Source organism: Pseudomonas sp. GL-RE-26 (genome assembly GCF_019956275.1).
GTDB classification, from domain to species: domain Bacteria; phylum Pseudomonadota; class Gammaproteobacteria; order Pseudomonadales; family Pseudomonadaceae; genus Aquipseudomonas; species Aquipseudomonas grandcourensis.
This window is the reverse complement of the sequence record NZ_JAHBDI010000014.1, coordinates 38,528-54,962: the sequence shown is the minus strand read 5'-3', so window position 1 is coordinate 54,962 and position 16,435 is coordinate 38,528. Positions and strand designations below refer to the sequence as shown.

Annotated in this window: 12 protein-coding genes; 10 read left to right on the top strand and 2 right to left on the bottom strand. The window is 61.0% G+C overall.

Going from position 1 to position 16,435, the window contains the following annotated elements:
* Positions 1 to 103 precede the first annotated feature (103 nt).
* The gene (locus tag KGB07_RS12020) at positions 104 to 1,450 is read left to right on the top strand and encodes a CoA transferase (protein WP_223465480.1); all 1,347 of its coding nucleotides are present in this window, start codon (positions 104 to 106) and stop codon (positions 1,448 to 1,450) included.
* Between the two features lie 71 nt (positions 1,451 to 1,521).
* Here the strand turns inward: KGB07_RS12020 and KGB07_RS12015 are convergent, their stop codons facing one another.
* On the bottom strand, positions 1,522 to 2,385 hold the full coding sequence (locus tag KGB07_RS12015; protein ID WP_223465478.1) for a DNA-3-methyladenine glycosylase family protein: 864 nt from the start codon (positions 2,383 to 2,385) through the stop codon (positions 1,522 to 1,524).
* Positions 2,382 to 3,809 (bottom strand): arginine-ornithine antiporter, encoded by a 1,428-nt coding sequence (arcD, locus tag KGB07_RS12010; protein WP_223465476.1) that lies wholly within the window; start codon positions 3,807 to 3,809, stop codon positions 2,382 to 2,384. Before arcD (KGB07_RS12010) ends, KGB07_RS12015 begins: the two co-directional genes overlap by 4 nt.
* Positions 3,810 to 4,250: 441 nt before the next feature.
* Between arcD (KGB07_RS12010) and arcD (KGB07_RS12005) the strand changes: the two genes are divergently transcribed.
* The 9 genes from arcD (KGB07_RS12005) to KGB07_RS11965 all read left to right on the top strand — a co-directional run bounded on the left by arcD (KGB07_RS12005) (position 4,251) and on the right by KGB07_RS11965 (position 16,414).
* Positions 4,251 to 5,678: an arginine-ornithine antiporter gene (gene arcD / locus KGB07_RS12005; RefSeq protein ID WP_046042233.1), complete on the top strand. Its 1,428-nt coding sequence runs from the start codon at positions 4,251 to 4,253 to the stop codon at positions 5,676 to 5,678.
* A gap of 33 nt (positions 5,679 to 5,711) precedes the next feature.
* The gene (gene arcA / locus KGB07_RS12000; protein WP_046042232.1) at positions 5,712 to 6,968 is read left to right on the top strand and encodes an arginine deiminase; all 1,257 of its coding nucleotides are present in this window, start codon (positions 5,712 to 5,714) and stop codon (positions 6,966 to 6,968) included.
* 81 nt (positions 6,969 to 7,049) lie between these two features.
* Positions 7,050 to 8,060 carry an ornithine carbamoyltransferase gene (locus KGB07_RS11995; protein ID WP_046042231.1) on the top strand — a complete coding sequence of 337 codons (1,011 nt, stop codon included), beginning with the start codon at positions 7,050 to 7,052 and terminating at the stop codon, positions 8,058 to 8,060.
* Positions 8,061 to 8,212: 152 nt separating this feature from the next.
* Complete coding sequence (gene arcC, locus KGB07_RS11990) at positions 8,213 to 9,142, top strand: carbamate kinase (RefSeq protein WP_046042230.1); 930 nt, start codon at positions 8,213 to 8,215, stop codon at positions 9,140 to 9,142.
* 63 nt (positions 9,143 to 9,205) lie between these two features.
* Positions 9,206 to 9,568 (top strand): DUF5064 family protein, encoded by a 363-nt coding sequence (locus KGB07_RS11985; protein ID WP_046042229.1) that lies wholly within the window; start codon positions 9,206 to 9,208, stop codon positions 9,566 to 9,568.
* A gap of 153 nt (positions 9,569 to 9,721) precedes the next feature.
* Positions 9,722 to 11,230 (top strand): sigma-54-dependent transcriptional regulator, encoded by a 1,509-nt coding sequence (locus KGB07_RS11980; RefSeq protein ID WP_046042227.1) that lies wholly within the window; start codon positions 9,722 to 9,724, stop codon positions 11,228 to 11,230.
* Between the two features lie 430 nt (positions 11,231 to 11,660).
* Positions 11,661 to 12,044 (top strand): glycine cleavage system protein GcvH, encoded by a 384-nt coding sequence (gene gcvH / locus KGB07_RS11975; protein WP_046032052.1) that lies wholly within the window; start codon positions 11,661 to 11,663, stop codon positions 12,042 to 12,044.
* A gap of 11 nt (positions 12,045 to 12,055) precedes the next feature.
* Entirely contained in the window at positions 12,056 to 14,923 is a 2,868-nt protein-coding gene (gcvP, locus tag KGB07_RS11970; protein WP_223465475.1) for an aminomethyl-transferring glycine dehydrogenase, read from the top strand.
* 114 nt (positions 14,924 to 15,037) lie between these two features.
* Complete coding sequence (locus KGB07_RS11965; protein WP_223465473.1) at positions 15,038 to 16,414, top strand: L-serine ammonia-lyase; 1,377 nt, start codon at positions 15,038 to 15,040, stop codon at positions 16,412 to 16,414.
* Positions 16,415 to 16,435: the final 21 nt, after the last annotated feature.

Here is a 16,435-nt window from a genome sequence, read left to right as displayed (position 1 = left end):
CGCCACATCCCTCTGTGGGAGCAAGCTCGCTCCCACAGAGGGATTTCATCTGACCTGGAATTTTTTGAACTAAGATCTGGCTCTCGCTCCGGAGGGCCCTTCGATGACTGATCTGCTCACGTCCATTCAAGCCGCACTCGGTTTGCCTCACACCTCGATTCCGTTCACATCCAGCGGCGCCCTGCCCTCGGCGTTTGCCGTCACGGATCTGGCCTGCGCCAGCATCGCTGCCGCCGGCCAGGCCGCCAGCGAACTGCTGCACCAGCAAACCGGGCACCTGCCCGACCTTGAAGTTGACCGACGCCTCGCATCATTCTGGTTCGCAACCTCGATTCGCCCGCTTGGCTGGAGCGTTCCGCCGTTGTGGGACCCGATCGCCGGTGACTACGCCACCCGCGATGGCTGGATTCGCCTGCACACCAACGCGTCCCATCACCGCACCGCTGCCGAAAGCGTGCTCGGTGCCTGTACCGACCGCGCAGCGATGGCCGGCCAAGTGGCCCGATGGGCGAAAAGCGAGCTGGAGCAGGCGGTGGTCGATGCCGGTGGTTGTGCTGCCGAAATGCGCACCTGGGAACAATGGCAGGTCCATCCTCAAGGCCAGGCAGTGAATGCCGAACCCTTGGTTCTGTTCGCCAACCACCCAGGCCAGAGCCGCAAACCGTGGGCAGGTTCAGTTGCTCGGCCACTGGCCGGCATCAAGGTGCTGGACTTGACCCGAATACTGGCTGGCCCCATCGCCAGTCGCTTTCTGGCAGGCCTGGGCGCCGATGTCCTGCGCATCGATCCACCGACCTGGAGCGAGCCCGGGGTGGTGCCGGAAGTCACCCTGGGAAAACGCTGCGCACGTCTTGATCTGAACGACAAGTCCGACCGCGCCGTATTCGAATGCCTGCTCAAGGACGCCGACATTCTGTTCCACGGCTATCGCGCCGATGCGCTGGAGCGACTTGGCCTGGGCATGAATGAGCGCCGGCAACTGAACCCCGGCCTGATCGATGTTTGCCTCAACGCCTATGGCTGGAGCGGCCCCTGGCAAAACCGGCGGGGCTTCGACAGCCTGGTGCAGATGAGCAGTGGCATTGCCGAAGCGGGCATGCGCTGGAAGCAGGCGGACAAGCCGACGCCATTGCCGGTGCAAGCCCTCGATCACGCCACCGGGTACTTGATGGCGGCCAGTGCGATCCGGTTGTTGGCACAGCGGTTGAACGACGGTACGGGGGGCTCGGCGCGATTGTCGTTGGCCCGTACGGCGAGGTTGTTGATCGAGCATGGGCCGGGGACGATTGAAGCGTTACGTGCGGAAGATGAGCGGGATCAGGGGTTGATGGTGGAGCAGACACCGTGGGGGGCGGCGCACCGATTGCACGCTCCTTTGAAGATAACTGGGACACCGTTGCAATGGGCGCTACCGGCAACCGAACTGGGTTCACATCGCGCGCAGTGGTAGTGAGTTTTAGATAGCCATCGCGAGCAAGCTCGCGATGGTGCCCGAAACAGCACCACAAAAACCGGATCAGCTCAGTCCGCCCGACTCAACGAAGTCCACAGCACCTGCGCCGCATACCCTCGATACGGCCGCCACCCTTCAGCCCGCAACAACAACTGCTTCGCTGTCACCGGCCCACCCTCCAGCGCTGCCAACGCATTGATCAGCCCGACATCACCATTGGGGAACCCATCCATCTCCCGCAACTGACGCAAGGCAATATATTGCGCCGTCCAGTCACCAATCCCGTGCAAGGCCAGCAACCGCGCTACGCCCCCTTCCCGGCCGGGCTCAAACAATCGCGGATCATCGAGCAGTGCCTGAGCCACACCCGACAAGGTCCGACCTCGGCTTTTCGGCATGCCCAGCGCTTCCAGATCTGCGTCCGCCAAAACGCGGGCCTTGGGAAAAACGTGGGTCAATCCCGGCAGTGCTGAACTTAACGGCGTGCCGTACTGCGCAACCAGTTTGCCCGCCAACCGGATCGCCGCCACTACCGTAATCTGCTGCCCCAGTACCGCACGGATCGCCAGTTCCAGCCCATCCCATGCCCCCGGTACGCGCAGGCCCGGGCGTTCGGTAATCAACCGCGCCATCAGCGGATCAACCGTCAGGTGCCGGTGAATTGCGGACAGGTCGGCATCCAGGTCGAACATTCGCCGCACTCGCGCAACGATCTCGGGCACGGCAGCAGCATCCGGAAAGTCCAGGCTCAGCTCAAGTGCATCGGATGCAGCAGGCTGGATCGAAAACGTACCGTGAACGCCATGCAAGTCGATGCTGCGCGAGTAGACACCCTCGACCACGGTTTCCAGGCCAACGATCGCCCGCGCCGACAAGAACCCCAGCAACGCCGGCCAGTCATAGGGCGGCTGGTACGCCAGCAACAACCTCACAGGCTGAGCACCCCGCTGTACAACCCATAAGCCGCCAGCCCAGCACCACCGATGACACAGGTGAAAATGCCTTTCTCGACCACCGTGAACAGTGGTTTGCCCTGCTCATTACGTGCCTTGGCAAACAGGATCACACCCGGTGCATACAGCAACGCCGACAGCAGCAAATACTTCAGGCCTCCGGCATACAGCAACCACACCGCGTAGCCCAGCGCGATGCCACCGATCAGCAGATCCTTGATCCGCTCGACGGGTGCCTGTTGGTAGGTTTCACCCCGTGTGCACAACAACACCGCATAGGCCGCCGACCACAGGTACGGCACCAGAATCATCGAGGACGCCAGATAAATCAGACTGGTGTAGGTGCCGGCGGAAAACAGGGTGATCAGCAGGAACAGCTGGATCATCGAGTTGGTCAGCCACATCGCATTGACCGGCACATGGTTGGCGTTTTCCTTGGTCAGGAATGCCGGCATGGTCTTGTCTTTCGCCGTGGCGAACAGGATTTCGGCGCACAGCAACGCCCAGGACAACAGGGCCCCCAACAGCGAGATCGCCAGGCCGACGCTAATCAGCAACGCCCCCCAGGGGCCGACGATATGTTCAAGCACCGCCGCCAGCGAGGGGTTCTGCAATTTCGCCAGTTGCGGCTGGGTCATAATCCCCAGCGACAGCACGTTCACCAGCACCAGCAGCGCCAACACCCCAATGAACCCGATCACCGTCGCCCGGCCCACGTCGGAGCGTTTCTCCGCCCGGGCCGAATAGACACTGGCGCCCTCGATACCGATGAACACGAACACGGTGACCAGCATCATGTGCCGGACCTGATCCATCACGCTGCCGAACTCCGGGTTATTGCGCCCCCAGATATCGAGGGTAAAGATGTCCGCCTTGAACGCCACGGCGGCAATCACGATGAACATGATCAGCGGCACGATCTTGGCCACCGTGGTCACCTGGTTGATGAACGCCGCCTCCTTGATCCCGCGCATCACCACAAAATGCACAGTCCAGAGCAGCACCGAAGCGCAGACGATGGCGATCGGCGTGTTGCCTTCGCCAAAGACCGGAACGAAATAACCGAGGGTGCTGAACAGCAGCACGAAGTAGCCGACGTTGCCCAGCCAGGCGCTGATCCAGTAGCCCCAGGCGGACGAGAAGCCCATGTAGTCGCCGAACCCGGCCTTGGCATAGGCGTACACCCCGGAGTCCAACTCCGGCTTGCGATTGGCCAGGGTCTGGAACACGAATGCCAGGGTGAGCATGCCGACGGCGGTGATTGCCCAACCGATCAGGATCGCCCCGGCATCGGCCCTGGCCGCCATGTTTTGCGGCAGGGAAAAAATCCCGCCGCCGATCATCGAACCCACCACCAACGCGATCAATGCGCTCAGGCGAAGCTTGTTCGGTGATTGCGCCATCGTTGCATCTCCATTTCTGTGGGGGCGACAACTGCCGCGAGATCGTCACATAACAGGCGTCAACTAAACTGTTGAAGAGTAATAACGTTTATTGGATAACGCCAACATGCGTATTTTTACTTGCACAAAACGGCTATTAGAGGCGCTGATATAATCATTTGTTGTATACGTTTTTCCAATACATCAATTTCGTACAAAAAACCCGCTGGTAAAATTTGCGAATTCTGAAAAACCAACTAGCGTCATAATTCGAAACAAACTCTAAAATTATTTAAATAATGTACAAAAGGCTCTAGAACAAGCGCTACAGGCAGCCGCCTTGCAAATGATGGCACTCCGCCAAGAAACTGGGAACGCTCTCATTTAGTGATCTAAGTCAGCTGATTGGATAGCCAACGGAATTAGTCTGTTGCCTCTCTTCTCCTGCATTGGAGTCATGCAATGTCTGAAGCTCCCGGAAAACTGAAACTCGGCGCGCTGGTTGCGTTAGTCGTGGGTTCGATGATTGGTGGCGGGATCTTTTCCTTGCCACAAAACATGGCGGCCAGCGCGGATGTCGGCGCCATTCTGATCGGTTGGGCGATCACCGCCGTCGGCATGCTCACCCTGGCGTTCGTGTTCCAGACCCTGGCCAACCGCAAACCCGATCTGGATGGCGGGGTCTACGCCTACGCCAAGGCCGGTTTCGGCGACTACATGGGCTTCTCGTCCGCCTGGGGGTACTGGATCAGTGCCTGGCTGGGCAACGTTGGCTACTTCGTCTTGCTGTTCAGCACGCTCGGCTACTTCTTTCCACTATTTGGGGAGGGGAATACCCCTGCCGCCGTGATCGGCGCCTCGGTGCTGCTCTGGGCCGTACATTTCCTCGTATTACGGGGAATAAAGGAAGCAGCGTTCATCAACCTGGTGACCACCGTCGCCAAGATTGTGCCGCTGCTGCTGTTCATGTTGATTGCGTTGTTCGCCTTCAAACTGGACATCTTCACCGCCGATATCTGGGGCCTGAAGAACCCGGACCTGGGCAGCGTGATGGACCAGGTGCGCAAGATGATGCTGGTCACCGTGTGGGTGTTCATCGGCATCGAAGGCGCGAGCATCTTTTCGGCCCGCGCGGAAAAACGCAGCGATGTGGGTAAAGCCACCGTGATCGGCTTTGTCACCGTGCTGTTGTTTTTGGTTCTGGTCAACGTGCTGTCGCTGGGGATCATGACCCAGCCGGAACTGGCCAAACTGCAGAACCCGTCGATGGCCGCCGTGCTGGAACACGTGGTCGGTCACTGGGGTGCGGTGCTGATCAGCGTCGGTTTGATCATCTCGTTGCTGGGGGCGTTGCTGTCGTGGGTGCTGCTGTGCGCGGAGATCATGTTCGCCGCTGCCAAGGACCACACCATGCCGGCGTTTTTGCGCAAGGAAAACGCCAACCATGTACCGGTCAACGCGCTGTGGCTGACCAACGCCATGGTGCAGGTTTTCCTGATCATCACACTGTTCTCCGCCAGCACTTACCTGTCGCTGATCTACCTCGCCACCTCGATGATCCTGGTGCCTTACCTGTGGTCGGCGGCCTATGCGTTGCTGTTGGCGGTGCGTGGCGAAAGCTACGAAGGCGCGGCGGGCGAGCGGCAGAAGGATCTCATCATCGGTGCCGTGGCCGTGATCTACGCGATCTGGCTGCTGTACGCCGGCGGCATCAAGTACCTGCTGCTGTCCGCCCTGCTCTACGCCCCCGGCGTAATCCTGTTCGCCAAGGCCAAGCTGGAAATCAACAAACCGGTTTTCACCAACGTCGAGAAGCTGATTTTCGCTGCGGTGGTCGTCGGCGCCGTGGTGGCGGCCTACGGTCTCTACGACGGTTTCCTGACTCTGTAACTACCCTGTTTAGTCATCTGGAGGATCACTGTAATGACCAAGGAAAAAGTTAAGTACGGCGTCCATTCCGAAGCCGGCAAACTGCGTAAAGTCATGGTTTGCTCCCCCGGCCTGGCCCATCAGCGGCTGACCCCGAACAACTGCGATGAACTGCTGTTCGACGATGTGCTGTGGGTGGCCCAGGCCAAGCGCGACCACTTCGACTTCGTCACCAAGATGCGCGAACGCAACGTCGATGTACTGGAAATGCACAACCTGCTGACCGACATCGTCGCCATTCCCGAAGCCCTGGACTGGATTCTGGAACGCAAGATCACCGCCAACTCGGTGGGCCTGGGCCTGATCAACGAAACCGCGTCGTGGCTGCGCAGCCTGGAGCCACGTCACATCGCCGAGTTCCTGATCGGCGGCGTATCAGGCGATGATTTGCCCACCAGTTTCGGCGGCAAGGCCATCGAGATGTTCCGCGACTTCCTCGGCAACTCCAGCTTCATCCTGCCGCCGCTGCCCAACACCCAGTTCACCCGCGATACCACCTGCTGGATCTACGGTGGCGTCACCCTCAACCCGATGTACTGGCCGGCGCGCCGTCAGGAAACCCTGCTGACCACCGCCATCTACAAGTTCCACCCCGAGTTCACCAACGCCGACTTCCAGATCTGGTACGGCGACCCGGACAAAGACCACGGCAACTCCACCCTTGAGGGCGGTGATGTGATGCCGATCGGCAACGGCGTGGTGTTGATCGGCATGGGCGAACGCTCGTCGCGCCAGGCCATTGCCCAACTGGCGGTGAACCTGTTCAAAAACAAGGCGGTCGAGAAAGTGATCGTCGCCGGCCTGCCGAAATCCCGCGCGGCGATGCACCTGGACACCGTGTTCAGCTTCTGTGATCGCGACCTCGTCACGATCTTCCCGGAAGTGGTGAACCAGATTGTCGCCTTCACCCTGCGTCCCGATGAAAGCAAGGCGGGCGGCATCGACATTCGTCGCGAAGAAACCAACTTCCTCGACACCGTCGCCCAGGCCCTGAACCTCAAAGCGTTGCGCGTGGTGGAAACCGGCGGCAACAGCTTCGCCGCCGAACGCGAGCAATGGGACGACGGCAACAACGTAGTGGCCGTGGAACCGGGCGTGGTCATCGGCTACGACCGCAATACCTACACCAACACCCTGATGCGCAAGGCCGGTGTGGAAGTGATCACCATCAGCGCTGGCGAACTCGGCCGGGGACGGGGCGGCGGCCATTGCATGACCTGCCCGATCATCCGCGACCCGATTGACTACTAACCTATTGCCTTGACCCTCGCTGCCCTCTACCCAAGGGCATGCGCAGGCCAAGGGGATAACCGACACCTTAGGAGATCCAAAATGGCGTTCAATATCCATAACCGCAATCTGCTGAGCCTGGAACACCACACCCCTCGCGAATTGCGCTACCTGCTCGACCTGTCCCGCGACCTCAAGCGTGCCAAGTACACCGGCACCGAACAGCAGCATCTCAAGGGCAACAACATCGCGCTGATCTTCGAAAAAACCTCGACCCGCACCCGCTGCGCGTTCGAAGTTGCAGCCTATGACCAGGGCGCCAACGTCACCTACATCGACCCGAACTCCTCGCAGATCGGCCACAAGGAAAGCATGAAGGACACCGCCCGCGTGCTCGGGCGCATGTACGACGCCATCGAATACCGTGGCTTCAAGCAGGAAATCGTCGAGGAACTGGCCAAGTTCGCCGGCGTACCGGTGTTCAATGGCCTCACCGACGAATATCACCCGACGCAAATGATCGCCGACGTGCTGACCATGCGTGAACACGCCGACAAGCCGATCCACGAGATCAGCTACGCCTACCTGGGCGACGCGCGCAACAACATGGGCAACTCACTGCTGCTGATCGGCGCCAAACTCGGCATGGACGTGCGCATCTGCGCGCCAAAAGCCCTGTGGCCGGCGGACGACCTGGTGGCTCGCTGCAAACAGTACGCAGAAGAAAGCGGCGCGCGCATTACCCTCACCGAAGACCCGAAAGCGGCGGTCAAGGGCGTGGACTTCATCCACACCGATGTGTGGGTGTCGATGGGCGAGCCAGTCGAAGCCTGGGCCGAGCGCATCCAGCAACTGCTGCCGTATCAGGTCAACGCCGAACTGATGAAAGCCACCGGCAACCCGCGCACCAAGTTCATGCACTGCCTGCCGGCGTTCCATAACAGCGACACCAAGATCGGCAAGCAGATTGCCGAGCAGTACCCGCACCTGAAGAACGGCATCGAAGTGACCGATGACGTGTTCGAGTCGCCGGCCTGCATCGCCTTCGAGCAAGCGGAAAACCGCATGCACACGATCAAGGCGATTCTGGTGTCGACGCTGGCTGATCTATAAGACCGGCACCGGTCAATGTAGGAGCGAGCCTGCTCGCGATAGCGGTCTGACATTCAACATTAATGTCGAAAGATGCTGCGCAATCGCGAGCAGGCTCACTCCTACAATTGACCGAGTCGTTTGCCTTTCCTCTGTTCAGAAGGACTAGCACCATGCGTATCGTCGTTGCTCTGGGCGGTAATGCCCTGCTCCGCCGGGGCGAACCCATGACCGCTGACAACCAGCGCGCCAACATCCGGATCGCCACCGAACAGATCGCCAAGATCCATCCCGGCAACCAACTGGTCATCGCCCACGGCAATGGCCCTCAGGTCGGCCTGCTGTCATTGCAGGCGGCGGCCTACACCTCGGTTTCACCCTATCCGCTGGACGTGCTCGGTGCTGAGACCGAAGGCATGATCGGCTACATCATCGAACAGGAACTGGGCAACCTGCTGGACTTCGAAGTGCCCTTCGCGACCTTGCTGACCCAAGTCGAAGTCGATGCCAATGACCCGGCCTTCAAGAACCCCACCAAACCCATCGGCCCTGTCTATACCAAGGATGAGGCCGAAGCACTCGCCGCCGAGAAAGGCTGGGCGATTGCCCCGGACGGCGACAAATACCGTCGCGTGGTCGCCAGCCCGAAACCGAAACGCATCTTCGAAATCCGTCCGATCAAATGGCTGCTGGAAAAAAGCAGCATCGTGATCTGCGCCGGCGGCGGCGGCATTCCGACCATGTACACCTCACCCGGCAAACTCGAGGGCGTCGAAGCGGTCATCGACAAAGACCTGTGCTCGGCGCTGCTGGCCGAACAGCTTGAAGCCGATCTGCTGGTGATCGCCACCGACGTCAACGCCGCCTTCATCGACTTTGGTAAACCCACGCAGAAAGCCATCGCCCAGGCCCACCCCGACGAAATGGAAAAACTCGGCTTCGCCGCCGGCTCCATGGGACCGAAGGTGCAGGCAGCCTGCGAATTCGCGCGCCATACTGGAAAAGTGGCGGTGATCGGTTCGCTCGCGGACATCGAAGCGATCGTCCAGGGCAAGGCCGGCACGCGCATCAGTACGGCGACACCGGGCATCAGCTATCAATAAACGAAACTGCGGGGCAGGCCTGAGGCCTGTCCTGATTCAAGATCTTTCGAAGGAGAGTCAATAATGGCAACGTTCGAGCCGGGTCACCTGCACATCGAGCGACACGCGCTGAACAAGGATGACGTCAGCTACAACATCTACCTCGACTATGAAGTCAGTCAGGATCCCAAGGAAGGCAAAGGGATGCTGTTCAAGATGCACGGCAGCATTCAGAACAAGGACATGAGCGAGTCGTTCTTCCTGCCCAAGGACATGGCCTACAACTTCGCCAGCAACGTCACCAAGATTGCCGAGAAGCATGGCATCCCGAAAACCCATAGCAACATCGGTTCGATCCACAAGCATTACGACCAAATGTTCGAAGACGTGCGGGTGCAGTTGAACATGAAATCGGGCGACCCGGTCAAACCCGAGCACCTGGAATAACCCAGTTTCCACTTGGAGACTGCACCTGTGGGAGCGAGCTTGCTCGCTCCCACAGGTGATCATCGCCATGTAGAAGTCCGCGCAAAATTTCACCATTAGCCCGCCCCAAGGCATACTTGCCACCCTTCGCACTGCAGAACCCAAAACCGCCCCATGCGTATCCACGTCAGCTTCATCGACCGCGTCGGTATCACCCAGGAAGTCCTGGCCCTGCTCGGCGGGCGCAATCTGAACCTGGATGCGGTGGAAATGGTCCCGCCCAATGTCTATATCGACGCCCCGACCCTGAGCCCGCAAGTCCTCGAGGAACTGCGCGATGCCCTGTTCAGCGTGCGTGGCGTGCAGGCGGTGACGGTGGTCGACATCCTGCCCGGCCAGCGCCGGCACTTGCAGCTCGACGCCTTGCTGGCCGCCATGACCGACCCGGTGCTGGCACTGGACAGCGACGGCAAGGTGCTGCTGGCCAACCCGGCCCTGATCGCCCTGTACGGCCGCGAACCGGGTGGTGAAAGCGTGGGCGACCTGTTTGCCGACCCGGCCTTGCTCGACGCCCTGCTCGAACAAGGCTTTCGCCTGCCGCTGCGGGAAATTACCGTCAACGGCCAGACCTTGTTGCTCGACGCCACACCGATCACCGACGCCGGCGCCCTGCTGACCCTGTACCAACCGAACCGCATCGGCGAACGCCTTTCCGCGCTGCACCATGACCACGCCGAAGGTTTCGATGCACTGCTCGGCGAGTCCCCGGTGATCCGCACCCTCAAGGCGCGCGCCCAGCGGGTGGCGGCCCTCGATGCACCGCTGCTGATCCAGGGCGAAACCGGCACCGGCAAGGAACTGGTGGCCCGCGCCTGCCACGCCATCAGCGCCCGGCACAGCTCACCCTTTCTGGCGTTGAACTGCGCGGCATTGCCGGAGAACCTCGCCGAAAGTGAACTGTTCGGCTACGCCCCCGGTGCCTTCACCGGCGCACAACGGGGTGGTAAGCCGGGGTTGATGGAACTGGCCAACCAGGGCACGGTGTTTCTCGATGAAATCGGCGAGATGTCGCCGTACTTGCAGGCCAAATTGCTGCGTTTCCTCAACGACGGCAGTTTTCGCCGGGTCGGCGGTGACCGTGAGGTCAAAGTCAATGTGCGGATCCTCAGCGCCACCCACCGCGACCTGGAAAAAATGGTCAGCGAAGGGCAGTTTCGCGAAGACCTGTTCTATCGCCTCAACGTCCTCAACGTCGAAGTGCCGCCGCTGCGCGAGCGCGGCCAGGATATTCTGCTACTGGCCCGCTACTTCATGCAGCAGGCCTGCGCGCAGATCCAGCGCCCGATCTGTCGCCTGGCGCCGGGCACTTACCCGGCGCTGCTGGGCAACCGCTGGCCGGGCAACGTGCGGCAATTGCAGAACGTGATCTTCCGCGCCGCGGCGATTTGCGAAAGCAGCCTGGTGGACATCGGCGACCTCGACATCGCCGGCACCTCGGTGGCCCGTCAGAGCGACCATGACGTCGACAGCCTGGAACAGGCCATGGACGAGTTCGAGAAAACCCTGCTGGAAAAACTCTACGCCAGCTATCCCTCGACCCGACAACTGGCGACCCGCCTGCAAACCTCCCACACGGCGATTGCCCATCGGTTGCGCAAGTACGGGATTCCGAGCAAGGCTTGAAGCCTGACACCGAACAACTGTAGGAGCGAGCCTGCTCGCGATGACGGACTGACAGCCACCATCGATGTCGACTGAACGAACGCTATCGCGAGCAGGCTCGCTCCTACAGATTCCTCCGTCATCCGAAAAACCGCGCCAAAAACGACCTCCATCTGTACTGAAAGCGCTACAGCGGAACGATATCGCTACACCCCTCTCCGATCACGGCTGTGCAAGGCTTTGATCCACCTCGGCTTTTATCATTGACATATGCCGTATCGATTTCGCTACAACGATTGATTTTCAGCGTTTGTCGAAACCACCTAAATCATTGATCAATAACAACAAAAACAACGTTGGCCGCGTTCTTGCTATGTATTCCCCATAACCCGGGCATCGCCCAAGCATTCAATCGCGTCCACCAGACGAGTCTGGCCCCTTAGGAGTTTCTATGAGCGAGTTGCGTTTTACTGAAGATCACGAATGGCTGCGCACCGAAGCTGACGGCAGCGTCACGGTCGGCATCACCGCTTTCGCACAGAACGCCCTGGGCGACGTGGTTTTCGTTCAACTGCCTGAGCTGCAGTCCTACGACAAAGGCGCCGAAGCCGCCACCGTGGAATCGGTAAAGGCTGCCAGCGGCGTGTACATGCCACTGGACGGTGAAGTGCTGGAAGTGAACCCGGCGCTGGACAGCAGCCCTGAGCTGGTCAACGAAGATCCGCTGGGCGAAGGCTGGTTCTTCCGCTTCCAGCCAAGCGACGCCTCGGCTGTCGCCCAACTGCTGGATCAGGACGCCTACGACCGCCTGATCAAAGCCAACGCCGAAGCCTGAGGAGCACCAACATGACCCAAGTGAACCCTGCCGTTGTAAACACAAGCACCGCCAACGAATTCATCGCCCGTCACATCGGCCCGCGCGCCGGTGACGAGCAAGCGATGCTCAACAGCCTCGGTTTCGACTCCCTGGAAGCCCTGAGCGCCAGCGTGATTCCCGACAGCATCAAGGGCACCAGCGTCCTCGGCCTGGAAGACGGCTTGAGCGAAGCCGATGCCCTGGCCTTGATCAAGTCCATCGCGACTAAAAACCAGCTGTTCAAGACCTACATCGGCCAGGGCTACTACGGCACCCACACACCGTCGCCGATCCTGCGCAACCTGCTGGAAAACCCGGCCTGGTACACCGCCTACACCCCGTACCAGCCAGAAATCTCCCAGGGTCGTCTCGAAGCGCTGCTGAACTTCCAGACCCTGATCAGCGACCTCACCGGCCTGCCGATCGCCAACGCCTCCCTGCTGGACGAAGCCACCGCCGCTGCCGAAGCCATGACCTTCTGCAAACGCCTGAGCAAGAACAAGGGCAGCCACGCCTTCTTCGCCTCCGTGCATTGCCACCCGCAGACCCTCGACGTACTGCGCACCCGTGCCGAGCCTCTGGGTATCGACGTAGTGGTTGGCGACGAACTCGAACTGACTGACGTGACGCCTTTCTTCGGCGCACTGCTGCAATACCCGGCGAGCAACGGTGACGTGTTCGATTACCGCGAGCTGACCGAACGCTTCCACGCCGCGAACGCCCTCGTTGCCGTGGCCGCCGACCTGCTGGCCCTGACCGTGCTGGCCGCGCCAGGCGAATTCGGTGCCGACGTGGCCATCGGCAGTGCACAGCGCTTCGGCGTGCCACTGGGCTTCGGTGGCCCGCACGCGGCGTACTTCTCCACCAAGGACGCGTTCAAACGTGACATGCCGGGCCGTCTGGTCGGTGTTTCGGTAGACCGTTTCGGCAACCCGGCCCTGCGCCTGGCCATGCAGACCCGCGAGCAACACATCCGTCGCGAGAAAGCCACCAGCAACATCTGCACCGCGCAAGTACTGCTGGCCAACATCGCCAGCATGTACGCCGTGTACCACGGTCCGAAAGGCCTGACGCAGATCGCCAATCGTGTGCACCACCTGACCGCGATCCTGGCCAAAGGCTTGAGCGCATTGGGCCTGAACGTCGAGCAAGCGAGCTTCTTCGACACCCTGACCGTGAAGACCGGCGCACAAACCGCCGCCCTGCACGACAAGGCGCACGCCCAGCAGATCAACCTGCGCGTGGTCGATGGCGAGCGCCTGGGCCTGTCCCTGGACGAAACCACCACTCAGGCCGACGTTGAAAACCTGTGGAGCCTGCTGTCCGACGGCAAGGCCCTGCCGGACTTCGCCGCCCTCGCCGCCTCGGTCGTCAGCACCATCCCGGCCGCGCTGGTGCGTCAGTCGCCGATCCTCAGCCACCCGGTGTTCAACCGCTATCACTCGGAAACCGAGCTGATGCGCTACCTGCGCAAACTGGCGGACAAGGACCTGGCCCTGGATCGCACCATGATCCCGCTGGGTTCGTGCACCATGAAACTCAACGCCGCCAGCGAAATGATCCCGGTGACCTGGGCCGAGTTCGGCGCCCTGCACCCGTTCGCCCCAGCCGAGCAAAGCGCCGGCTACCAGCAACTGACCGACGAACTGGAAGCAATGCTTTGCGCTGCGACCGGCTACGACTCGGTGTCCTTGCAACCGAACGCCGGCTCCCAGGGTGAATACGCAGGTCTGCTGGCGATCCGTGCCTACCACCAGAGCCGTGGCGAAGACCGTCGCGACATCTGCCTGATCCCGTCGTCGGCCCACGGCACCAACCCGGCCACCGCCAACATGGCCGGCATGCGCGTGGTCGTCACCGCCTGCGATGCCCGCGGCAACGTCGACATCGAAGACCTGCGCGCCAAGGCCATCGAGCACCGCGAACACCTCGCCGCGCTGATGATCACCTACCCGTCGACCCACGGCGTGTTCGAAGAAGGCATCCGCGAAATCTGCGGCATCGTTCATGACAACGGTGGCCAGGTGTACATCGACGGCGCCAACATGAACGCCATGGTCGGCCTCTGCGCCCCGGGCAAGTTCGGCGGCGACGTTTCGCACCTGAACCTGCACAAAACCTTCTGCATCCCCCACGGCGGTGGCGGCCCGGGCGTCGGCCCGATCGGTGTGAAATCGCACCTGGCGCCATTCCTGCCGGGCCACGCACAGATGGAGCGCAAGGAAGGCGCCGTTTGCGCGGCACCGTTCGGCAGCGCGAGCATTCTGCCGATCACCTGGATGTACATTCGTATGATGGGTGGCGCGGGCCTCAAGCGTGCTTCGCAGCTGGCGATCCTCAATGCCAACTACATCTCCCGTCGCCTCGAAGAGCACTACCCAGTGCTGTACACCGGCAGCAACGGCCTGGTGGCACACGAATGCATCCTCGACCTGCGTCCACTGAAAGACAGCAGCGGCATCAGCGTCGATGACGTCGCCAAGCGCCTGATCGACTTCGGCTTCCACGCACCGACCATGTCGTTCCCGGTGGCCGGCACGCTGATGATCGAGCCGACCGAAAGCGAATCCAAGGAAGAACTGGACCGCTTCTGCGACGCCATGATCCGCATCCGCGAAGAAATCCGTGCAGTGGAAAACGGCACCCTGGACAAGGACGACAACCCGCTGAAAAACGCTCCGCACACCGCCAAGGAACTGGTGGGCGAGTGGTCGCACCCATACAGCCGTGAGCAAGCGGTGTACCCGGTTGCGTCGCTGATCGAAGGTAAGTACTGGCCGCCGGTCGGTCGCGTCGACAACGTGTTTGGCGACCGCAACCTGGTCTGCGCCTGCCCGTCGATCGAAAGCTACGCTTAAAGCAGCTACAAGCTACAAGCCTCAAGCTGCAAGAAAGAGCTGATCGGCTTTCAACTTGCGGCTTGTAGCTTGCTGCTTGCCGCTGCCTCAATAACAAGAAACCGGAGAACCACCATGTCGTTAAGCGTGTTCGACCTGTTCAAGATTGGCATCGGCCCCTCCAGCTCCCACACCGTCGGCCCGATGCGCGCCGCTGTGCGTTTCGTCGAAGGCTTGCGCCGTGAAGGGCTGCTGACGGCCACCACCTGCGTCAAGGTCGAGCTGTACGGCTCGCTCGGCGCCACCGGCAAAGGCCACGGCAGTGACAAGGCTGTGCTGCTGGGCCTGGAAGGTGAACACCCGGACACCGTGGATACAGAAACCGTCGCTGCGCGCCTGCAAGAAATTCGTGGTAACGGCCGCTTGAACCTGCTCGGCGAACACAGCATTGCGTTCAACGAGAAAGAACACCTGGCGATGATTCGCAAACCGTTGCCCTATCACCCCAACGGCATGATTTTCCGCGCCTTCGACGTAGCGGGCCTGCAGGTCCGCAGCCGCGAGTACTACTCGGTCGGCGGCGGTTTTGTGGTCGATGAGGACGCCGCCGGCGCCGATCGCATCGTCGAAGACGCCACGCCCCTGACCTTTCCGTTCAAAAGTGCCAAGGATCTTCTCGGTCATTGCGTCAAATACGGGCTGTCGATCAGCCAGGTGATGCTGACCAACGAAAGCGCCTGGCGCCCGGAAGCGGAAACCCGCGCCGGCCTGCTGAAAATATGGCAAGTGATGCAGGACTGCGTCGCCGCCGGATGCCGCAATGAAGGCATCCTGCCCGGCGGACTGAAGGTCAAACGCCGGGCCGCCGCGCTGCATCGGCAATTGTGCAAGAACCCGGAATCGTCTTTGCGCGACCCGTTGTCAGTGCTCGACTGGGTCAACCTGTACGCCCTGGCGGTCAATGAAGAAAACGCCAATGGCGGGCGCGTGGTCACCGCCCCCACCAACGGCGCGGCCGGGATCATTCCAGCGGTGCTGCATTACTACATGCGCTTTATCCCGGGCTCCAATGACGACGGCGTGGTGCGTTTTCTGCTCACTGCCGCAGCCATCGGCATTCTGTACAAGGAAAACGCCTCCATCTCCGGCGCCGAAGTCGGCTGCCAGGGCGAAGTCGGCGTCGCCTGTTCGATGGCCGCCGGTGCCCTGTGCGAAGTGCTTGGCGGCACTGTGCAACAAGTGGAGAACGCCGCGGAAATCGGCATGGAACACAACCTCGGACTAACCTGCGACCCGATTGGCGGGCTGGTGCAAGTGCCTTGCATCGAGCGCAACGCCATGGGCTCGGTCAAGGCCATCAATGCCGTGCGCATGGCTCTGCGCGGCGACGGACAACACTTCGTCTCCCTCGACAAGGTCATTCGCACCATGCGCCAGACCGGCGCCGACATGAAAAGCAAATACAAGGAAACCGCCCGTGGCGGTTTGGCGGTCAACATTATCGAGTGCTGATGCGCGCTCATCTGCACCCTT